This is a genomic window from Novosphingobium jiangmenense (assembly GCF_015694345.1).
In the GTDB taxonomy this organism is placed as follows: Bacteria; Pseudomonadota; Alphaproteobacteria; order Sphingomonadales; family Sphingomonadaceae; genus Novosphingobium; species Novosphingobium jiangmenense.
Genome location: NZ_JADQDC010000008.1, coordinates 104175 through 125672, shown reverse-complemented (window position 1 = coordinate 125672; position 21498 = coordinate 104175). Strand labels below are relative to the sequence as shown.

Sequence of the window (21498 nt, the reverse complement as noted above, 5' to 3'; positions counted from 1 at the left end):
AAGGAAGCGCACATGGATATCTCGGAAAGCACCCCGGTCATTGTCGGTGTCGGCCAGTTCGTCGAGCGGATCGACGCGGCGGATTATGCCGGATTGTCGTTTGCGGACCTCGCGGCTGCTGCATGCCACGCTGCGCTGGCAGATACGGACAGAAGCGAAGCCGTGTCTGCACAGGTGAAGGTTGTCGGATCGATCCGGACTTTCGAGGAATCGGGCGCGATGCAGGTGCCTTTTGGCCGCGCGGACAAGCTGCCGCTGGCGGTGGCAAGGCGAATGGGTATCCGGCCTGATGTGGCAATCCTCGAAAAAGTGGGCGGCCAATCGCCTCTGGCCCTGCTGGCGGACGTGGGGGAGCGCATTGCCCGTGGCGAGACGGCGGCGGCGCTGATCTTCGGCAGCGAGGCCATTTCCACCGTCCGTTTCCTTTCCGCTAAGGGCGAGGAGCGCGACTGGAGCGAGCAGGATGATCCAGAGGCATCCGGCACGGTCTGGATCGACAAGGGGATGGGCTTCGAAGGCACGCTTTCGCCTGCGAGCATCGCGCATGGCATCCGCGCTCCGGTTACCGCCTACGCATTGTGCGAGAATGCGCGGCGCGCCCGCTTGGGGCTGACGCGCGAAGCATATGCGCGGGCGATGGGGGAACTGTTCGAACCCTTCACTCGGGTCGCCGCGAGCAATCCGTACAGCTCCGCTGCCGTCAGGCCGATGACCGCAGAGGAAATTGCTACGCCGGGCGAGCGCAATCGCATGATCTGCGAGCCCTATCCGCTGAAGCTGGTTTCGCGCGATCAGGTCAATCAGGCCGCAGCGGTGGTGGTCATGTCGATCGGGGCGGCGCGCGAGGCGGGGGTGGAGGAAGGCAAGTGGATCTATCTCCACGGCGCTGCCTTGGCCAACGAGCGCGAGATACTGGAGCGACCGGACATTGGCGCCTATCCGGCCGCGAGTGCTGTGATCGCCAGGGCGCTGGACGTGGCTGGCAAGTCGGTTGCCGACCTGGACGTCTTCGATTTCTATTCGTGTTTTCCGGTCCCGGTGTTCTGCGCCGCGATCGACGGCCTTGGCATGTCGGCGGACGATCCGCGTGGCCTGACTGTTACGGGCGGCTTGCCCTACTTCGGCGGCGCCGGGAACAACTACTCGATGCACGCCTTTGCCAGCATGGTCGAACGCCTGCGCGCAGCGCCCGGCAGCAGCGGGCTGGTCGGGCTGAATGGCGGCTTCCAGTCGAAGTACGGGGCGGCGGTGCTTTCGAGCAGTCCGCGCGAGTGGCCGGGCTGTGACACTGCGGGCGTGCAGGCCGAACTGGACAAGGCGCCGCCAGCCGCGATGGCTGAACAGCAAACAGGTTCAGGCAGGATCGGCACTTATACCGTGACCTATGCCAAGGGTGTCCCGGATCAGGCCATTGTCATTGGGGAACTGCTGTCCGGCGGACGCTTCATTGCAACCACGCGCGACGAGGCGACGATAGCTGCTATGCTGGCATACGATCCGCTTGGCCGGACGGTGGAAGTTGATCAGGGTGAAAAGCGCAACGGCTTCCGCCTCGTTTGAGGAGTGCAGATAGATGAGCCAGAAGCCGGTGCTGCTCGACGGAATCCGCGTTGTCGACCTCACGACAGTGGTTTTTGGCCCCTATGCCACGCAGATCCTCGCCGACCTCGGGGCAGAGGTCATCAAGATCGAGGCGCCTGGTATGGGCGACGCCTTCCGCTGGTCTGCCAAGGCGGCGGTGACCCCCGGGATGGCGCCGGCATGGATGGCGCTCAATCGCGGCAAGAAGTCGGCCGCGCTCGATCTCAAGCAGGAGAATGATCGCGCCGTCATCCTCGACCTGCTGCGCGAGGCGGATGTCTTCGTTGTCAACGTGCGGGGCAAGGCCCTGGCGCGGATCGGGCTGGACTACGAAGCGCTCAAGGCGATCAATCCCGGGCTGGTCTATGTGCATTGCGTGGGCTTCGGGCAAGACGGGCCCTACGCAGATCTGCAGGCCTATGACGACGTCATCCAGGCAGCGAGCGGAACGACCACTCTGCTGCCGCGGGTGGATGGTGATCCAAGGCCGCGATACCTGCCATCGCTGATCGCTGACAAGGTTGCCGGGCTACATGCGGCCTATGCTGCGATGGCCGCGATCATCCACAAGCAGCGAACAGGGGAAGGGCAGAAGGTCGAAGTGCCGATGTTCGAGGCGTTCTCGAGCTTCATGCTGCTCGAGCATCTGGGAGGCCTGACTTTCGATCCGCCGAATGGGCCGGCAGGCTATGCCCGGCAGATCGATCCGGACCGCCAGCCCTTTCCGACTGCCGACGGCTGGATCAGCATCGTGGCCTATACCGACGATGCCTGGGAACGCATCTTCACCCTGCTCGACCAGCCGGACTTCCTGCAGCAGGAGCATCTCGCGACGCCGCAACTGCGGTTCAAGGCCCAGGCGGAGCTCTATCAGGCGATCACCCGCTTCACGCCTGCCTTGACGACTGCGGAGATCCTGGTGCGCTGTCATGCGGCACAGATACCCGCCCAGGCCGTGCGCGACCTGTCGCAGGTCATGGACGATCCCCACCTGCAGGACGTCGGCTTCTTCCGGCGGCGCGAACATCCGGTGGAGGGGCCGTACTTCGAGCAAGCGGCACCAGTGCGCTTTGCGGTTTCTGGTGATGGTAAACAGGTCCTCGCTCCTCCTCTCGCCGGTGCCGATACGGAGCAGGTCAGGGCCTTCGGATGGAAGGCTTTTTCACGGCCGAAAGATAGTTAACGGAAGCATTTGTCTCTATTAGGAAAATTACGAATTAAATAAAGTTGAACGCACGGTGAAATCCCGCTCAAGGTAAGACTCTGGAAACCGTCAGGGCCTGCTTGTGCCGTTGTCAGCAATGGCAAGAGCGAATGATTGGCATGACGGGGTTCATCAAAAGGCTTGTGACCAGCGACGTCGGCAGCGTGCTGCCGATCGCCGCTGCCAGCGTGCCGGTGCTCGTTGCGCTGATTGGCGGCGGGCTCGACATCAACCGGGTCTACAAGGCGCGCAACCGGCTCCAGTCCGCCTGCGACGCCGGAACGCTGGCGGGCCGCAGGGCGATCACCACCAACGGCTATGACACCACGGCCCGGAATCAGGCAAACGCCTACTTCAACACGAACTTCGTCGAGGACGAGGTCGGCGCGACCGGAACGACCTTCACCACGGCATCGGCCAACAACGGCAACCTGATCACCGGCACCGCCTCGACAACTGTCGAAACCGCCGTGATGAACATGCTCGGGATCGACACGATACCGGTCAGCGTATCGTGCAGCGCCACGATGGGCGTGGGCAATAGCGACATCACCATGGTCCTCGACACGACCGGGTCGATGGGGAACACGCTTTCCGGCACCACCCAGACCCGTATTCAGGCGCTCCGCGCGGCTATGAAGAATTTCTACGATACGGTAGCGACGGCAACACAGGGATCGAACGCACGCATCCGCTACGCGTTCGTGCCCTACAGTTCCTCGATCAACGTCGGGCGACTGATCTACAACCTCAACCCGAGCTATCTTGCCGACACCTGGCAGATCCAGTCGCGCGAGCCGGTCTTCAACACGATCACCGAGCAGGTGTTCACGGGGTGGTCAGCCCCGGTCAACACCAGCGAGCAGACCTATTCGACCGAGATTGTCGGCGGCACTACGCAGTTCACTTCCACCAACTATTCGTCGCAAGCGAACTGCAACAACGCGCGCCCGGCGGACCTGGCGTGGGCCAACAACGGTAACGCCACGACCGCTACCTCGACGACCACCAACGGCTCCGGCCAGCAGGTCGTCACCACCACCACGACCCAGCCGCAACGCAAGACGAACTACGTCTGCCAACAGACCAACAACAACCGCTGGCGCGTGTTTTCCTTCAACACGACGCGCAACTTCATCACGCGCAATTTCGCCACGTCCGATCCGATCTACGAAACGCGCACCCGGCAGGAGTTCGCCAACTGGGCGTACCGGGAAGTCAGCGTCGACACGAGCGTCTACAAGACATTCGCTGCTGTCAGCAAACCCAATGGCACAAGCGGGGCAGCAGTAAGCTACACCTGGGGCGGCTGCATCGAGGAGCGTGAAACCGACGCCACGGACAGCATCAGCTATTCGAGTGTGACCGGCATGTCGCCTTCGACTGCGCTGGATCTTGACGTGGATCTGGCGCCGGACAGCGATCCCGACACGAAGTGGGGGCCGATGTGGCCGGAACTCGCATACCTGCGACAGGTGACGACCTGGCAGGGCACGTTCCTCACGAGTGCCACGCAGACATCGCAAGGCACGCGAGCATCGTCCTCTTGCCCTTATCAGGCGCAGATCCTGTCCACCATGAACCAGTCTGCGTTCTACAGCTATGCCGACTCACTGGTCGCGGCCGGATCGACCTATCATGACCTTGGCATGCTCTGGGGCCTGCGTCTGAGCTCGCCCCAGGGACCGTGGGCCGATACGGTCAACACCGCGCCGACCAACGGAGGCAAGGTTTCCCGCCACATCATCTTCATGACCGACGGCCAGATGGAGCCAAGCATCTCGATCCAGTCGACCTATGGGATCGAATGGCATGATCGGCGCGTGACCGACGATGGCCAGAGCAATCAGGCGGCCCGCCACACGCTGCGCTTCCGCGCATTGTGCGACAACGCCAAGGACAAGGGCTTCCGCGTCTGGGTGATCGCCTTTGCCTCGAGCTTGACGACCGACCTGTCCTATTGCGCATCGAGCAACAGTTCCTTCCTCGCGACCAATGCCACGCAGTTGAACAACGCCTTCCAGGAAATCGCCAAGAACGTCGGCGAACTGCGAGTTTACCAGTGATGGCAAGGCGCGCGCTTCTTCAAGACGCCGGTGGCGTTACCACGATCGAGTTCGCCTTCGTGATGCCCGTGTTCCTGCTTGCGCTCGTCGGCTGTCTCGATCTCGGGCAGATGGTCTACGCGGTCGGCGTGCTCGATGGCGCGGTAGAAAAGGCGGCCCGCGATTCCACTTTGGAGACGGGCGATACGACAGTCGCCGACGCCAAAGTGGAGACGGCGATCAGTCCGGTGCTTCCCGGCGCGCAGGTCAGCTCCACGCGCAAGAGCTACTTCGACTTTGCGCATGCAAACAAGGGTGAGCCGCTCGATGACAGAAACAGCGACGGCGCCTGTTCGACCGGCGAAAGTTACACCGATGAGAACGGCAACGGATCGTGGGATGAAGACCTCGGACGATCCGGAAACGGCGGGGCCAACGACGTTATCGTCTATACCGTGACCGTCCGCTACGAGCCGGTCTTTGCAGTGCCGCTTCTCCCGATCGACTGGCGCACACGCGAGATCTCGTCGACCGCAGTGAAGCGCAACCAGCCCTATGCCCTTCAGGATGGCAGCTACGGATCGACGCCGCGCGCATGCTGAACCGGCTTTCCATATCCACACGGCAGGCGCTCAGGCGTCTCGCCGCCGATGCGTCCGGGGTGTCGGTTGTCGAGTTTGCGCTGGTGATGCCATTCATTCTCTCGATCGCACTCTACGGGCTGGAAGTGGCCTACATGAATTCGGTCGACATGAAGATGAGCGAGATTGCGCTGTCGCTGGCCGACAACGCATCGCGTATCGGCCAGACCGACAACAGCGTGGTGACGCCGACCGTGAGCGAGGCGGACATCAACGAGGTCATGCGCGGGGCGCAGGAGCAGGCTGCGGGGTTGGATTTCGCCAATCGCGGGAAGATCATATTGTCCAGCCTCGAGCGCGATGCGGCGACTGGCAGGCAGTACATCCGCTGGCAGCGCTGCTATGGCCGCCTGGCGCGACAATCGGCCTATGGCAACGACAGCACGCGCAACGGCCTGACCGGCACTGCGCTCACCGGGATGGGTAGCGGGGCGACCAAGATCACGGCTTCCGCCAACAGCGCGGTCATGTTCGTCGAGGTCTACTACCGTCACGAGGGCCTTTTGGGCGATCTGTTCCTCGACAATCCGGTGGTCCGCAAGGAAGGGGCGTTCCTTATCCGCGACAATCGCAATCTCACGCCGGGCATCACGGGGACCGGGGGGAGCTATCGCTGCACCTGATTGCGCGCGGTCAATTCCCGTCCGCAGTCGCAAGGTGTAGCATCCCTTTCAACCGGCGAGTCTGAGTGGCTCCCGGTTCGAACCGGGAGAGCATACGATGGGGTACATCAGACCTTTGGCGCTGGGCGCCGCTTCTCTGGCGCTGGTGGCGGCTGGCTCGGTGCAGGCGAAACCGGCAACGCTTTCGGCCACGCTGACCGGCGCAGCTGAAACCGCGGGTGGCGATCCCGATGGCACTGGCGGCTTCAAGGCCGACGTCGATGATGAAACGGGCGATTTCTGCTTCAGCCTGTGGGCTGACAAGACCGACAAGCCGACCATGGCCCATGTCCACGAAGGAACCGCGGGCAACGACGGCAAGCCCGTGGCAACCATCGATGTCACCGGCAAGGACAGCGACGACTGCATCGCGATGGAGCCGGAACTGCTCAAGAAGATCCTCGCGGCGCCGGGGGCGTACTACGTCAACGTGCACACGGCTGCGTTCCCCAAGGGCGCAGTGCGGGGGCAGCTTGAGGTGAAGTGATCAATGCCCTTGCCATGCCAACATGGTGAGCGGGTTGCCATTGCGTGAGGATCGGCAATCTGCTCCCCTGGCGGGATGGAAGAGTATCTTTTCTGCTTCACAGCCGAGGCTGTCGCTCAGGACGAGACCGGGTTCCGTCCCGGTGCCCGGCACGCGCTGATGCTGTGGATCACTGCTTCCGACGAGCAGACGGCCCGTGCGCGAGGAGTAAGTGCGGTCGAGGACAAGGGTTGGCTTCTTCCTCGCATCACGCGCGGAACGCAGATCTGCGATCCCGATCTGATCGAGGATGATGTGCTGAGGCAAGCCGCCGAAAGCGCGCTGACCGACGGAGCTGCAATCGTCGTCTACGCTGATGAAATGACCGCTGACGGCTAGAGCAACGCACAGCAAATGGGGGCCAGCATTGCTGCCGGCCCCCACTCTACGTCCATTCCGTCTCTTTTCCGGCCACCTCTGCCCCGGCTCGCTGCTTGGCCGACCATTTCTGGTCGCCACGCTGCTCTGCCTTCGCCTGCTCGGGGCTTTGGTCAGGTCCGATCCGGTCGATGCCGTTCGGGGCGCAAAGCCCCTGGGCTGCTGCCGATCCGTGCTTTCGCACAGGGTCGCGCCGCTATCTTCCGATCCTTTTTCCGACCCGGCAGATGCGAGCACCTGCCTGCCACCGCGCGTTGGTGCCGCCCGATGTTCTTGCGAACAGACCGGGAGATACGTTCCGGGCGTTGCCTTCCATCGTGGGTATCGCTCCCCGACAGGCTTGCGCGATGCCAGGACGAATTCCCGCGAGGGGAGGTATGGAATGCTGCAGGTCCCTCTTCGCCTTCGCTTCGCGCCGGATGGAGACCGAAGTCCTCGCCGCGCTTTGGCCGGTTGAAGAAGTGCCTTTGGCACCCCGTTTTCCGATCACGAAGGCCGCAGTTTTGCACATCCGCAGATCAGCCCGAAGGCACCTGCCGGTTGGTTACGCTGCAAACTTTCCGTGTTCGTATCGTTATGCACTTTATCCTTGAAAATCAGCGGCTTGACCGCTTATTTTCGAAGGCTTTTGCGCTCTCGACACCGAAAAGCTGCGCCTCTTGCCCGAGTCGCGCAAGCAAAAAGTGCGGGAGTTATCCACAGCCCCCGCACTCTTCGGTGGATAGTTATTGTGCAGCGCCGAAGCGCTGGTTTCAGCGGCCCTGCTGCGCCAGAAGACGCAACCGCAGAGCGTTCAGCTTGATGAAGCCAGCCGCATCCTTCTGGTCGTACGCGCCCGCATCGTCCTCGAACGTCACGTGGCGTTCGGAGTAGAGGCTGTCGGGCGACTTGCGACCGACGACCGAGGCGCTGCCCTTGTAGAGCTTCAGGCGGACGGTGCCGTTGACGCGGGCCTGGCTGTGGTCGATCGCCGCCTGCAGCATTTCACGTTCGGGGCTGAACCAGAAGCCGTTGTAGATCAGCTCTGCATACTTCGGCATGAGCTCGTCCTTGAGGTGCGCGGCGCCGCGATCGAGCGTGATGCTTTCGATGCCGCGGTGGGCGCGGGCATAGATTTCGCCGCCCGGCGTCTCGTACATGCCGCGGCTCTTCATGCCGACGAAGCGGTTCTCGACGAGGTCCAGCCGGCCGATGCCGTGCTTGCGGCCAAGGTCGTTGAGGGCGGCGAGCAGCGTGGCGGGCGACATCGCCTGACCGTTGAGGGCAACGCCGTCGCCCTTCTCGAAGTCGATGGTGATGTATTCCGGCTGGTCGGGCGCGTCTTCCGGGTTGACCGTGCGCGAGTAGACGTAATCCGGGGTTTCCTGCCACGGATCTTCCAGCACCTTGCCCTCGGACGAGGTGTGGAGGAGGTTGGCGTCGGTCGAGAACGGGCTTTCGCCGCGCTTGTCCTTGGGCACCGGGATCTGGTGGGCCTCAGCCCAGGCGATCAGTGCGGTGCGGCTGGTGAGATCCCATTCGCGCCACGGGGCGATGACCTTGATGCCCGGTTCGAGCGCATAGGCCGAGAGTTCGAAGCGGACCTGGTCGTTGCCCTTGCCGGTCGCGCCATGGGCGACGGCATCGGCGCCGGTTTCACGCGCGATCTCGATCAGGCGCTTCGAGATGAGCGGGCGGGCGATCGAAGTGCCGAGCAGGTAGTCGCCCTCGTAGCGCGCGTTGGCGCGCATCATCGGGAAGACGAAGTCGCGCACGAATTCCTCGCGCAGGTCGTCGATGTAGATGTTCTGGTCGGGCACGCCCATCAGCTTGGCCTTGGCGCGCGCAGGCTCGAGCTCCTCGCCCTGGCCGAGGTCGGCGGTGAAGGTCACCACTTCGCAGTTGTAGGTGACCTGCAGCCACTTGAGGATGACGGAGGTGTCGAGGCCGCCGGAATAGGCGAGGACGACCTTCTTGATATCGGACATGGGCGCTACGACTCCCGTGAAATACGCGCCGCGCGCCTAACAGGGAGGGGGCAGGGGTGCAAGGTTTTGCCGGAATGTGTCTGTCCTGCGGTCAGGGATCGAAGCGTGGTAGCGGCTTGTCCTTGTAGAAGGCTGCGACCTTCTCGAGATTCTCATGATGCGCCTCGCGGTAGGCCCACCATACGCTTACGGTACCGGCTTTCAGCTCTGCCGGGATGAAACGTTCGATGGATTGCGTGGCGAAGTCCTTGTCGTGGGCGTGTTCGACCATGGCGCGGATGTAGTGCCGGGTCATTTCGATCAGGGCCGTCGTGTAGCCGCCTTTCGCGATGATTGCGGGGTCGCCGTGATTGGGCAGGATGCCGGTAGGACCCCAGGCCTTCATCGTGCCAAGGTTGCGGTACTGTTCGCCAAGGCTCTCAGGTTCGGCGATGAAGGTCAGCGTGTCTTCCAGCGTATCGCCTGCCAGCAGCAGCTTGTCCTGGGGCAGCCAAGCTACCAGACCATCGGCGGAGTGGATGTTCACCGGACGCAGTTCCACCGTATAGCGACCGACGCTGACCGTGGTGGGCTGGCTGATCCCCACTTCGGGCACCTTGAACGGCGTGATCGCGGGCGGTCCCTGCAGCGATCCATCCTCGATCGCCGCCTTGTGCCTGAGCAACTGGGCGCGGGCCTTGTCAGTGGCGATGATCGTGCTGTCACCATAGAGCGCGTTGCCACCGACGTGATCGAGATGCCAGTGGCTGTTGGCGACGATGAAATGGGTGACGCCACGCTTTTCCAGCCAGGTTCGGACTTGCCGGGCCTGCTCGACGCTGGGGTAGGTGTCATAGACCAGCGCTTCCGAGCCATCGACAATTGCATAAGTCGCCACGCCGACGAAGTTCGCGCCGTGATCAGCCCATGTCGCCTTGGCGAGATCGACAGCATTTTCGGCAGGACGGCCATCGTAGAAGGCGATGACATGGTCATTGATCGGCAGGACGCGGATTTCCGTGGCGCCCACCTTGCCGCCTGCGAACAGCAAGGGCAGGGCCAGCAGGCCGTTCAGGGCTTTCAGGCTGCGCAACAATGTCACCTCCATTCGCGATGTGCGGGCAGGCTAGGGGCAACCAGGCGGTTTGGGCATAAGCCGAACCGCGCAGACCAGCCGCGCCTTGACACTTTGCGTCGAACCACGATCTTGCGGGGGCAAAGGCTGTTGACGGGGGAGACGGAATGGCTGGTGCCGGGATGTGGGCGCGGGCGGCGGAAATGGCCGGAAAGGCGCCGCCGGAGCGCAATCGCTATGTCGATTTCCTGCGCGCCCTGTCGATCCTTGCGGTGGTGATCGGGCACTGGCTCGTCGCCGCACCCTACATGAAGGACGGCGCGGTGGTCGGCGGGCACCTGCTTGGCATCCTGCCGTGGACGCAGTGGCTGACTTGGGGCTTCCAGGTCATGCCGCTGTTCTTCCTCGTCGGCGGTTTTTCCAACGGCGTCTCGTGGGCGGCGACCAAGGCCAAAGGCGGCACCTTTTCCGACTGGTTCGGCGGAAGGCTGCAGCGGCTGATCAACCCGGTCATGCCTCTGTTTCTCGTCTGGTCCGCAATTGCCATTGCCGGGACCATGGTGGGGATCGAACGCAGCGTCGTCTCGATGGCGGCGCAACTGGCGCTGATCCCGGTGTGGTTCCTTGCAGTCTACCTGATGGTTTCGGCGCTAGTGCCGTTGAGCCATGCTGCCTGGCGGCGCTGGGGGCTCGCGTCGTTCTTCGCGCTGGTGGCTGGTGCCGTGCTTGTCGATTATCTGGCGGTGTTCCGGGGCGTCCCATACATCAATTTCGCCAACTTCCTGTTCGTCTGGCTGGCAGTCCATCAGCTGGGCTACGCCTGGAACGACGGCCGCTTCGCTAAGCCTGCGGTCGCGCTGGGCTGGGGACTGGCCGGACTTGCAACGCTCGCCCTGCTGGTGCGCTACGGCCCTTATCCGGTGGCGATGATCGGCGTGCCGGGATCGGAACTGTCCAACTCCATGCCGCCCACACTCGCGCTGCTGGCGCTGGGAATCGCGCAGACCGGCCTCGCCCTTGCGATCGAGCCGCAGATGCGGCGCCTGCTCGATGGCGCGAAGCTCTGGACGGCGACAGTGCTGCTCAACGGCATGATCATGACCGTCTATCTCTGGCACCTCACTGCCTTCGTGCTGGTGATGGTGGCGGCATGGCTGCTCGGCGGTCTGGGGCTGGAGGTTGCTCCGGGCAGCGCCGCATGGTGGCAGGCCCGCCCCGTCTGGTTCGCCGTCTATATCGCGGCGCTGTTCCCCTTGCTGGGCCTGTTCTCGCCGTTCGAGCGCATGGGTAGCGCGGAGGGGAAGGGCGCGCCCCGCCAGGTCGCGCACTGGCGGCTGCTGCTTGGCCTCGCGCTGATCTGCGCCGGGCTCGCGCTGACTGCCGCCATCAGCATCGCCAGCCCCGAAGGCGTGACCGGCCTGCGCATCTGGGTCGTGGCTTTGCCGTTTGTGGGGGCGGGGCTGGTGGGCTTCGGCCCCGCCTACACGCTTGCCCGCAGGCTTTAGACGCTCTGCGTGTGCCGGTAGATCGCGCGTTCGTGGCTGAAGCACTTGAAGCCGAACACGCCGTGATAGCTGCCCATGCCGCTGGTGTTGACGCCGCCGAACGGCAGGTTGTTCTCGAGATAGTGCGAGAACACGCCATTCACCGTCACGCCGCCTGACGAGGTGCGGGCGAGGACCTTCTCCACGTTCGCCTCGTTCTTGCTGTAGACGTAGAGCGCCAACGGCTTGTCGCGGGCTTCGATGTAGCCGATGGCCTGATCGAGCGTGTCGTAGGTCATCACCGGGATCACCGGGGCGAAGATCTCGTCCTGCAGGATCGTCATCTGCGGGGTGACGTCGGTCAGCATCGTGGGATGGACGGTGAGGTCGTCCGCCTCGAAGGTGCCACCCACGGCCACCGTAGCGCCCTTGGCAACGGCATCATCGAACATCGCCTTCACCCGGTCGAAGTTCGCCTTGTTGACCACCTGCGCGATGCCGTCCTTCTTCAGCGCGCCGCTTTCGTCATAGAGGTTCTTCTCGACGTTTGCCTTGAAGCCCTCGACCAGCGCCGCCTTCTTGTCTTCCTTCACGAACACGTAGTCCGGGCTGATGCAGGCCTGTCCGCCGTTGAACTGCTTGGCGGCGGCAAGCTGCGCGGCGATCTGGTCGATGTCGGCGCTGTCGTCGACGATCACCGGAGACTTGCCGCCAAGCTCCAGCGTCACCGTGGTCAGGTGCTTGGCCGCAGCAGCCATCACGATCTTGCCGACGCGGGGGCTGCCGGTGAAGAAGATGTGGTGGAAAGGCAGATCGAGCAGCGCGGTCGCCACCGAAACATCGCCTTCGAACAGGGCCACGTCCTTTTCGTCGAAGGCTTCCTTGATGATTACCGAGGCGATCTTCGCGGTGGCCGGGCACAAGTCGGTCAGCTTGACCATGCAGGTGTTGCCCGCCGCAACGGCAGCGGCGACCGGGCCAAGTGCGAGGCCCAGCGGAAAATTCCACGGCCCGAGGATCAGGCACACGCCACGCGCCTCGTAGCGGATTTCAGCGCGATCGGCCGGGTTCATCGACGTCTGGACCTCGACCGGCTTCATCCACTCTTCGAGATTGTCGATATTGCGCTGGATGTTGGCCGTAACGTTGAGAACCTCGGTCACGCGGATTTCACCGACCGGCTTGCGCGTGTCTTCCAGCACGGCGGCGACGATGTCGTCGGCGTGGGACTCGACCGCAGTCTTGAGGCGGGCGAGCTTTTCCTTGCGCACATCGGCGCTGGAGGCCTTTGCTTCCCACATGTGCGCCTGCTGGAGCGCAAAGACGCGCTGGATGTCGGCGGAGAGATCGGCTGCGGTAGGAGCGGTCATCGGAAGGCACCCTGCTGAGATTTGTTCGTTAGTCTTGCTAACGAAGTGCCTTGTCGATGGCAACGCCTCGGCGCGTTTCATTCCATTGCCGGGTGGCAGATTTCACCTGATGGTTCAGGGCAGGGTCCGCCAAGCCAGATCGGCGAACTCGCACAGGAGTGGGCGGGTGTCGCGTGGATCGATAATGTCTTCCACGCCGAAACGCTCGGCGGTGCGGAAGGGGGAGCGCACGCGGTTCAACCGGTCGCGGATGCTTTCGAGGTGCGCCGCCGGGTCCTCGGCCGCCTCGATATCGGACTTGTAGGCCACTTCGATGCCGCCTTCGATCGGCAGGCTGCCCCAATCGCCCGATGGCCAGGCAAAGCGATACTGGAAGCTCTCCGCGTTGCTCATCGCGCTGCCGGCAATGCCATAGGCGCGGCGGATGATGACCGAGCAGAGCGGCACGGTTGCCTTGTAGATCGCATTCATCGCCTGCACGCCATAGCGGATCGTACCGGTGCTCTCGGCGGTGTGGCCGATCATGAAGCCGGGGTTGTCGACCAGATGGACAACAGGCAGGCGGAACTGGTCCGCCAGCTTGATGAAACGTTCGGCCTTCTCGCTGCTGCGCGCATCCCATGATCCGCCTAGATAGCTGGGGTCGCTGGCGAGGACCGCCACGGGCCAGCCGTCCAGCCGGGCAAATGCGGTGATCACGGCTCGGCCCCACAGGCGGCCCATCTCGAACAACGAGCCCTTGTCGACCACGGCGTCGAGCAGACGGCGCATCGAATAGACCTGCTTTGCCTCGCGCGGGACCAGGCCGATCAGCAAGTCCTCGCGCCGTTCTGACGGGTCTGTTGCAGCAGCGCGAGGGGCAGGGGCGCCGATGTGGCTTGGCAGGTAGGACAGAAAGCGGCGGGCTCGGGCAAAGGCTTCGGCTTCGCTGGCAACTTCCTCGTCGACGACGCCGTTGCGGGTGTGGATGGCACTGCCGCCAAGCTCTTCCTTGCTGCGATCCTCGCCGATGGCGGAAACGACTGCCGGGCCTGCGGCGAAGAGCTGAGAGAGGCCCTTGACCATGATCGAGTAGTGGCTGGCAACGACGCGGGCAGCGCCAAGGCCTGCGGTCGGGCCGAGCGATAGAGCGACGACGGGTACGGACTCGAGGTTCTTGACGACATGGCCCCAGCCGGGCGTTGCCGGAACATAGGTTGCGCCGATGTCTTCCAGCGTCCGCACCGAGCCACCACCACCGGTACCGTCGATCATCCGGATCAGTGGAATCTTCAGCGTGTGCGCCATCTGCTCGCACTGGATGAACTTGCGGGCGATGGCAGCGTCTGCCGCTCCGCCGCGCACGGTGAAGTCATCCGCCGAGGCGACGACAGGGCGCCCTTCGATGTTGCCGCGGCCGAAGATCAGGTTGGAGGGGGCGAGATCGAGCAGTTCGCCGTCCGGTCCGTAAGAGCCCTTGCCGGCGATCTTGCCGATCTCGCGGAACGACCCGGCATCGACCAGCCCGGCGATGCGCGCGCGGGCATCGAGCTTGCCCCGGCTATGCTGGCGGGCGACCTTTTCGGCGCCACCCATTTGCTCGGCCAGCACCTCGCGGCGGCGCAGTTCCTCGATTTCGGGTTCCCAGCTCAAGCGATGTCCTCTCCGTTTATGAGGGGCAGTTCACTCGATTTGGGCGACCTGCGCAATCGCCATTGCTTGACGCTTTCGCGCCTACTCTGCCGCCTTGCGCTCCAGATGCCACTCCGGCGCCTCGTCGAGCGCGGCCAGCCGTGACCACTCCTGCTGCATGTAGTCGCGCGTCATCGGCAGGGCGCTGCGGCGCTTCACGCTCTGGATGTGGAAGTTGACCATGCCGCCGTGGCGGAAGCTCTGTTCGGCACCGGCGAGGTAGAACTGCCACATGCGGAACAGGCGCTCGTCATAGAGCGCGACGATCTCGTCGCGGTGCATCGTGGCGCGGCGATACCACTCGGCGAGGGTATAGGCGTAGTGATAGCGCAGCACCTCGATGTCGCCGACTTCCCAGCCGGTCTTTTCCAGCGCCGAAACCAGTTCGCTCATCGCCGGGATGTAGCCGCCCGGGAAGATGTACTTGCGCGTCCACTTGTCGGTCGTGCCCGGTGCGCCCTTGCGGCCGATCGTGTGGGTCAGCATGATCCCGTCCGGATCGAGCAGTTCGTTGGTCTTGGCGAAGTATTCGCCGAAGTTTGGCGCGCCGACATGCTCTATCATGCCGACGCTGGTGATGCGGTCGAACTGGCCCTGCACGTCGCGGTAGTCGATCAGCTGGAACTTGACCTTGTCGGCCACGCCGGCTTCCTCGGCCCGCTCCTGCGCAAACCTGATCTGGTCCGGGGCGAGGCTGACGCCCAATACTTCGCAGCCGAAGTGGCGATTGAGGTAGAGCGCAAGGCCGCCCCAGCCGCAGCCGATGTCTAGCACGCGCATGCCTTCAGCGCGACCGGGCTCAAGCCGGAGCTTCGAAGCAATCAGCGCCTTCTTGTCGACTTGCGCGCGTTCCAGCGTGTTCGCCGGATCGCGGAAGTAGGCCATCGTGTATTGCCGGTCCTCGTCGAGGAACAGCTCGTAGAACTGACGCGTGAGATCGTAGTGGTGAACGACGTTCTTCGAGGCCTGCGCGCGCTGGTTGATCTGGTCAAGCCGCGAGACGACCTTGGACAACGCCTTGCGGACCGGTCCCTTGCGGTCGATCCCGCCGGCGCTGCTGGCATTGCCCATCACGAACAGGACGAAATCGCGCACATCGTGCGGCGGTTCAATCACCATGCGTCCGTCCATGTAGGCCTCGCCTGCGCCGACGCGCGGATCCTTGGCGACATGCATCGCCGCGCCCTTGTCGGTGAAGCGGATCTTCAGCGGAGGGGCTGACGGCTCGCCATAGGTGTACTCCTTGCCGTCATGGTCGATAACGATGAGCTTACCCTTGCGGATCAGCCTCTTGAGCATCTGGTCTAGCAGCCACATGGCCACAGGTTATGCGAAGCCGAAGCTGTCGCAAGGATTAATTGGTGCAGATGGCATGTAACATTGTCACTTTAAAACCATGCGACCGCGTGCCATGGTCAATGCGATTGCAGATGTAACTTTCAGGACTGGGTGTCATGGCCAAATTCCGTCTCGCCGCCTCTGCCGCGCTGCTGGCGCTGTCACTTCATTCTTCGCAAGCATTGGCAGACGAAGGCATGTGGACCTTCGATGCATTCCCGACTGCGAAAATGCAGAAGGACTATGGCTGGGCGCCCGATGCCAAATGGCTCCGGCGCGTGCAGGCCGCGGCTGTGCGTCTTACCGGGGGCTGTTCGGCCAGCTTCGTCTCACCCGATGGCCTGATCTTGACCAACCACCACTGTGTTGTCGAATGCGCGCAGGACAATTCGACCGACCAGCGCGACCTGCTCAAGGATGGCTTCGTACCAGCCCGGCGCGAGGAGGAACTGAAGTGCCCGGGGCAGCAGGCGGAGGTCGTCACCGGAATCTCCGACGTGACCGCGCGGGTCAAGGCGGCGATCGGCTCTGCGACCGGCGAGGCACTGGTCAAGGCGCGCGATGCCGAGGTGGCGCGGATCGAGAAGGACGGCTGCAAGGACGACAAGACCACCCGCTGCGAGGTGGTCACTCTGTTCGGCGGCGGGCAGTACAAGCTCTATACCTACCGCAAGTATTCAGATGTGCGGCTGGCGTGGGCCCCGCAGTTCCAGGCGGCATTCTTCGGCGGCGATCCGGACAATTTCAACTATCCGCGCTACGCTCTCGATGCCGCTTTCCTGCGCGCCTACGAGAACGGCAAGCCAGTTCCAACTCCCACCCATCTCTCATGGAACTCTCGGGGGCCGACGGTAGGCGAAGCGACTTTCGTGGTAGGCAACCCGGGGTCGACGCAACGTCTCTTCACGTCGGACCAGATCGCGTTCCAGCGCGAAGTTGGACTTCCCCTCACAACGACCATCCTGTCCGAACTGCGCGGCCGCCTGATTTCCGCGATGGAGAAGAGTCCGCAGCAGAAGCGTGAGGGGGCGGACGAACTGTTTGGGATCGAGAACAGCCTGAAGGTCTATATCGGGCGGCAGAAGGCTTTGAACGATCCGGCTTTTCTCAAGATGCTCGGTGATGCCGAAGCGGATCTGAAGGCGAAGACGCTGGGCAAGCCGGGGATTGGCGATCCTTGGGCGGACACGGCGAAAGCGGTCCTGGCCTATCGCGACGTATATATCCCCTGGCGCTTTATCGTGCCCCGCTCGACACTTATCGAGCAGGCCATGACTCTGGTGCAGGCCGCGGCGGAGCGGGAGAAGCCTAACGCCGACCGCCTGCCGGAGTTCCGCGACAGCAGTCTCGACCTGACAGCCAAGACACTGCTTGATGAAGCGCCGGTCTATCCATGGATGGAGCAACTGGAGCTGGCTTGGAGCCTGTCGAAGGCGCGGGAGTATCTGGGGGCGGACGATGCAGATACAAAGTTGCTGCTCGGCAAGGAGTCACCAGAGGCGCTGGCCGAGCGGCTTGTCGGTGGCACGACGCTGGCTGATCCGGCGGTGCGCAAGGCACTGTGGGAGGGCGGAAGCAAGGCGATTGCGGCTTCGACCGACCCGCTGATCCAATACGCCCGCAGGATCGATGCGCGCGAACGCGAACTCAAGAAGCTGGTTGACGAGCGCTATGCCGGACCGCTGGCTGCGGCGGGAGCGCGTTTGGCAGATGCGCGCTTCATGGCCTATGGCGACAGCGTTTACCCCGACGCCACGTTCACGCTGCGCATCAGCTACGGCAAGGTGCAGGGCTGGAAGGAGCGCGGGCAGGACGTGGCTCCGGTCACGACGATCGGCGGCGCATTCGAGCGAGCAACCGGGGCCGAGCCGTTCAATCTGGCGAGCGCGTTCACGGCCAACGAAGCGAAGATCGACAAGTCGCTGCCATTCGATTTCGTAACTACCAACGACATCATCGGTGGCAACTCGGGCTCGCCTGTGATCGACCGCGACGGTAGCGTGATTGGCGCGGCGTTTGACGGGAACATCCACTCGATCGGCGGCAATTATGGCTATCAGGGCGAAGTCAACCGCACGGTCGTGGTCAGCACGGCGGCAATCAGCCATGCGCTTTCGGTGATCTACCCTGCGCCGGCGCTGCTCAAGGAATTGACCGGTAAATGAAAAAGGGCGGCTCGGTGGAGCCGCCCTTCGTGTTTTCAGACCGCCGTGGACTTAGCGGCAGCGACCGCCGCTGCGCTCGATCTCGCGGCCGAGCAGGGCACCACCGGCAGCGCCGAGGATGGTGCCGAGCGCGCGGTCACCACGGGTGTCGATTGCGCGGCCGAGCAAAGCGCCACCGGCAGCGCCGATGATCAGGCCGGTCGTGCCGTTGCTCCGACGGCAGTAGTAACGACCGTCGTCGCCGCGCCAGACGCGGTCGCGGCTGGTGATGCGGCGCGGTTCGATGTAGCGACCGCGACTGTCGTAGATCCGGTCGTGCTTGGCGCGATAGCCGTGGGCAGGAGCCCAGTGCGGCGGATCGGCCAGTACCGGCGCGGCGGGAAGGGCAACGGCCGCAAGAGTGGCGGCGAGGATGGTCTTCTTCATGGGATGCTCCCGTAATCAGAAACATTGCTGCAGACCGGCAAGCCGGGTTGCTGCGACAACCGCTATCATCGGCAGGCGATCCACAACGCCGGATTAACGGCGCGGTTCCTGCCAGCGAAAGCGACGAAGCGGGACAGAAGGGCGACGAGTGGTGGCGGCTTGTTGGTAACCGCCATGACGAATCCATTTTCCTACAAGAACCAATTTGGTTATCTGCTTGCGTCGATTGTTCCGCATGTGAATGGAGACGTCGATGCCCAATCCCGAGATCAGCTTCCCTGCACGCTACACCACCGTCAATGCCGTGGCCTATGCCAAGCCCGATGGATCGGCCGAAGTCGTCGCCATCGACAAGCCGCTGCCGGTGACCAGCGGCGCTGTTGCCTTCGCGCTTGCCGACGGTTCACAGCAGCCCGTCAGCGCCACTGCACCGCTGCCGGTGTCTCCGGGCACGATCACTTTCCGCCAGGCCGATGGCTCTGCACAGCCCGTGAGTGCTGCCGTCCCACTTCCGGTCTCGCCCGGCAATCTCGCCTTCCGCCAGCCCGATGGCTCGTCGCTTCAGGTCAGCGCCACTGCTCCCTTGCCGGTTACGGCCAGCCCGCTCCCCGCCAGTTCGGCCCACATCGGAAACGTGTTTGTCGACGACGTGGCGGATGGGCTTACCGTTCAGGGCAGCGTGAACACCGCAACCACGGTGGTTTCCAGCTCGCTCGCGGGGTTCGGCGGTGGTGCGTTCCACGTAACTTCGGGCGGAACCGGCAATACGGTTAGCTACGAGCAGTCCAACGATGGCGTGAACTGGGCCGCCTTGCCGGTCATCGCAGCCAACGGGGCGACCACTTCTCCGTCCACCACGTCCACCACCGGAGGCATGTTCGCGTTTGCCAGCAGTGCTGCGCAGGTGCGTGCGCGCGTGTCCACACTCGGGACCGGTACGGTCGCGATCGTTCTCACGCTCAAGCGCAGGCCGCTCAACGTTATGGGAACCTCGCTCGCCGGCGGTGGTGCCTCGATCGGGAACGTCGCAGTAACCGGAACGGTCAATACCAACCTCGGGTTCACCGACAGTGTCGCATCGCTGGCCGCGTCCGCTACCTTTACGGGCACCGGCCGCCAGAGTTCAGGGAGCCAGTACTGCTTCTTCAACGCCGTGGCCTTTGCCGACGTTGCAGGCACGCTGTTCGTTGACCAGTCGCTCGACACTGGTGCGACCTATCAGGCAGTTTCATCGATCGCGGTAGGTGCTGGTACTTCACAACAGCTTTCGGTGCGCCTGACGGGCGCGTTCACCTCCGCAACCCTTTACCGTGTGCGCTATGTCAATGGCGCAACCGCGCAAGGGACTTTCCGCCTTGCGAGTTCCATTACTGCCCGTTGACGTCGGTCAGTAGTTCCACTGCACTTGCGCGCGGATCAGGTCGCCCTTGGCGCGGCCGGTCCGCCGCTCGTCGGCTTCGTTGCGGGTGACGTTGGCGTAGTTAAGCGTCACCTCCAGCTCCTTCATCGGCAGCCATTCGACGCCGACTTCATATTCGTCGGTCTCGAGCCGGGGGGCGTTGGTCGCGCCCTTCCAGCCGCCGCGATACTTCTGCCAGCGGGCAAACGGGATGATCTGGCCGACCGGCGTCTCGGGCATGCGATACATCGCCATGACATAGCCGCCAGTCGCCCGCTTCGACTTGATCGACGACGTTGCCGCATCCCATTGCGGACCCGTTCCGAAGGTCCATTCCGACTGGATGCCGAACGGACGCGGATAGATCATGCCGTGAACGCTGACGTGGTTGTCATCGTAGGCGAGCGTGGAGACGCCACCGGAGCGGACTTCCGGGCGCACCTGGTTGCGCATGGCGGTAAAGCCGAATTCGGCGACCTGGCCATCAAGGCCGATGCCGTCCAAGCGGAACGGCATCGTTCCCATGGCAACAGTCATCAACCCGCCGCTGCGTTCGATGCGGTTCGTGCCCTGGCCGTTGTAGACGCCAACAGCGAAGGCGCCGTAATTGCCGAACAGCTTCTGGCCTTCGTGGTTCAGCTCGTCCCAGATCTTCTGCACCTTGGGCGGGGTGTAATAGAGCACCGCGCCGATGTCGCGCTCGCCCGGAACCGGCGCGTTGATCGCATCGGTACGGTCGAGCGGAATGCGGTTGCCCGAGCTTTGCAGGTTCTCCCACCCGAACGGCACCTTGGACTGGCCGAGGCGGAGCTTGAGCGTCTTCTTCTTGTCGAGGAACACGTCGGCATAGGCATCGCGCATCTGGAAGAAGTTCTGGCGCGGTTCGGTGCCGGACTGGTTGTTGACCGCGGCGGACAAGTCGCCCTGCATATAGAGCGAAACGCGGTTGGAGATGTCGCCCTGCACGACGAGACGGGCGCGCCGGATCGAGAAGTTGCCGTTCTCATTGATCCCGCTGTCCTGCACCGAGCGCAGGCGCGAGACGCCGGCTGGCGCAGTCTTGGGGCCGGAGACGATCTCGTTGACGCGAAGCTGGGTATAGCCCCTGATCTGCAGCTTCTCGTACCAGGCCTTCTTCTTCTCGGCAGGCTTGGCCTCGGGCGTGGCAGCGGCGAGGACCACTGGCTTAGCGGCCGCTGGAGCGGACGAGGCGGGCGTGGCTGATGCAGGCGCAGGCGCAGGCGCTGCCGCAGGCGCCGCAGTTGCCATCTGGGGCGCTGCCTGAGCTGCCTGCATCGCCTTGACGATGGCTTTGAGTTCATCGACCTGACGCTGAAGATCTGCGATCTTCGCGTCCTGATCTTCTGCCGCTGCCGCAATCTGCGGAACAGACACGAACACGCTTGCTACCAATGCCGCCCTGAACGCCCTGTTACCCGCCACCGATTGCCTCCGTCAGAATGTTGCTGGCGGGCTAGGTGCGTAAAATGACGGGTTTGTGACAGTGAAATTACCAGTTCTCAGGCGGCCAGGGTGGTCGAGAACAGGGCAAAACCCTGTAAAAAAAGGAAAATCGGCGTTCCGGCA

At 63.5% G+C, this 21498-nt stretch carries 17 protein-coding genes; 10 read left to right on the top strand and 7 right to left on the bottom strand.

All coding sequences use genetic code 11. From position 1 onward, the window contains the following. Positions 1–12: 12 nt before the first annotated feature. From I2488_RS12720 to I2488_RS12690, 7 genes are all read left to right on the top strand, one after another. Positions 13–1560 (top strand): acetyl-CoA acetyltransferase, encoded by a 1548-nt coding sequence (locus I2488_RS12720; RefSeq protein ID WP_196276189.1) that lies wholly within the window; start codon positions 13–15, stop codon positions 1558–1560. 13 nt (positions 1561–1573) lie between these two features. Then, positions 1574–2764 (top strand): CaiB/BaiF CoA transferase family protein, encoded by a 1191-nt coding sequence (locus I2488_RS12715; protein ID WP_196276188.1) that lies wholly within the window; start codon positions 1574–1576, stop codon positions 2762–2764. A 164-nt stretch (positions 2765–2928) separates the two neighbouring features. After that, positions 2929–4851 carry a pilus assembly protein TadG-related protein gene (locus I2488_RS12710; RefSeq protein WP_343071065.1) on the top strand — a complete coding sequence of 641 codons (1923 nt, stop codon included), beginning with the start codon at positions 2929–2931 and terminating at the stop codon, positions 4849–4851. Next, entirely contained in the window at positions 4851–5432 is a 582-nt protein-coding gene (locus I2488_RS12705; RefSeq protein WP_196276186.1) for a TadE/TadG family type IV pilus assembly protein, read from the top strand. The genes I2488_RS12710 and I2488_RS12705 overlap by 1 nt, the downstream gene beginning before the upstream one ends. Continuing rightward, positions 5426–6094 carry a TadE/TadG family type IV pilus assembly protein gene (locus I2488_RS12700; RefSeq protein ID WP_196276185.1) on the top strand — a complete coding sequence of 223 codons (669 nt, stop codon included), beginning with the start codon at positions 5426–5428 and terminating at the stop codon, positions 6092–6094. The genes I2488_RS12705 and I2488_RS12700 overlap by 7 nt, the downstream gene beginning before the upstream one ends. A 97-nt stretch (positions 6095–6191) precedes the next feature. Beyond that, entirely contained in the window at positions 6192–6620 is a 429-nt protein-coding gene (locus tag I2488_RS12695) for a CHRD domain-containing protein (RefSeq protein ID WP_196276184.1), read from the top strand. 75 nt (positions 6621–6695) lie between these two features. Continuing rightward, positions 6696–6998, top strand: a complete 303-nt coding sequence (locus I2488_RS12690; protein WP_196276183.1) for a hypothetical protein — start codon at positions 6696–6698, stop codon at positions 6996–6998. Positions 6999–7789: 791 nt separating this feature from the next. Here I2488_RS12690 and I2488_RS12685 read toward each other — a convergent pair. Beyond that, a complete protein-coding gene (locus I2488_RS12685; protein WP_196276182.1) occupies positions 7790–9004 on the bottom strand; it encodes an argininosuccinate synthase in 1215 nt (404 codons plus the stop codon). A gap of 91 nt (positions 9005–9095) precedes the next feature. Further along, positions 9096–10091 (bottom strand): MBL fold metallo-hydrolase, encoded by a 996-nt coding sequence (locus tag I2488_RS12680; protein WP_214652366.1) that lies wholly within the window; start codon positions 10089–10091, stop codon positions 9096–9098. A 134-nt stretch (positions 10092–10225) separates the two neighbouring features. Here I2488_RS12680 and I2488_RS12675 point away from each other — a divergent pair, with 134 nt between their 5' ends. Next, positions 10226–11563 carry an acyltransferase family protein gene (locus tag I2488_RS12675; RefSeq protein ID WP_196276180.1) on the top strand — a complete coding sequence of 446 codons (1338 nt, stop codon included), beginning with the start codon at positions 10226–10228 and terminating at the stop codon, positions 11561–11563. On the opposite strand, the gene I2488_RS12670 is transcribed toward I2488_RS12675, so the two are convergent. The 3 genes from I2488_RS12670 to I2488_RS12660 form a co-directional block, all read right to left on the bottom strand. After that, a complete protein-coding gene (locus tag I2488_RS12670) occupies positions 11560–12912 on the bottom strand; it encodes an aldehyde dehydrogenase family protein (RefSeq protein ID WP_196276179.1) in 1353 nt (450 codons plus the stop codon). The two genes, I2488_RS12675 and I2488_RS12670, sit on opposite strands and share 4 nt — an antisense overlap. Positions 12913–13026: 114 nt before the next feature. Next, on the bottom strand, positions 13027–14544 hold the full coding sequence (locus tag I2488_RS12665; RefSeq protein ID WP_196276178.1) for an acyl-CoA carboxylase subunit beta: 1518 nt from the start codon (positions 14542–14544) through the stop codon (positions 13027–13029). A gap of 81 nt (positions 14545–14625) precedes the next feature. Continuing rightward, positions 14626–15900 carry an SAM-dependent methyltransferase gene (locus I2488_RS12660; protein WP_196276177.1) on the bottom strand — a complete coding sequence of 425 codons (1275 nt, stop codon included), beginning with the start codon at positions 15898–15900 and terminating at the stop codon, positions 14626–14628. 137 nt (positions 15901–16037) lie between these two features. Between I2488_RS12660 and I2488_RS12655 the strand changes: the two genes are divergently transcribed. Next, the gene (locus I2488_RS12655) at positions 16038–18086 is read left to right on the top strand and encodes a S46 family peptidase (RefSeq protein WP_196276176.1); all 2049 of its coding nucleotides are present in this window, start codon (positions 16038–16040) and stop codon (positions 18084–18086) included. Between the two features lie 51 nt (positions 18087–18137). Here the strand turns inward: I2488_RS12655 and I2488_RS12650 are convergent, their stop codons facing one another. Then, positions 18138–18512 carry a glycine zipper 2TM domain-containing protein gene (locus I2488_RS12650; protein ID WP_196276175.1) on the bottom strand — a complete coding sequence of 125 codons (375 nt, stop codon included), beginning with the start codon at positions 18510–18512 and terminating at the stop codon, positions 18138–18140. 253 nt (positions 18513–18765) lie between these two features. Between I2488_RS12650 and I2488_RS12645 the strand changes: the two genes are divergently transcribed. Continuing rightward, positions 18766–19893 (top strand): hypothetical protein, encoded by a 1128-nt coding sequence (locus I2488_RS12645; RefSeq protein WP_196276174.1) that lies wholly within the window; start codon positions 18766–18768, stop codon positions 19891–19893. 6 nt (positions 19894–19899) lie between these two features. Here the strand turns inward: I2488_RS12645 and I2488_RS12640 are convergent, their stop codons facing one another. Further along, entirely contained in the window at positions 19900–21354 is a 1455-nt protein-coding gene (locus tag I2488_RS12640) for a porin (RefSeq protein ID WP_196276173.1), read from the bottom strand. Positions 21355–21498: the final 144 nt, after the last annotated feature.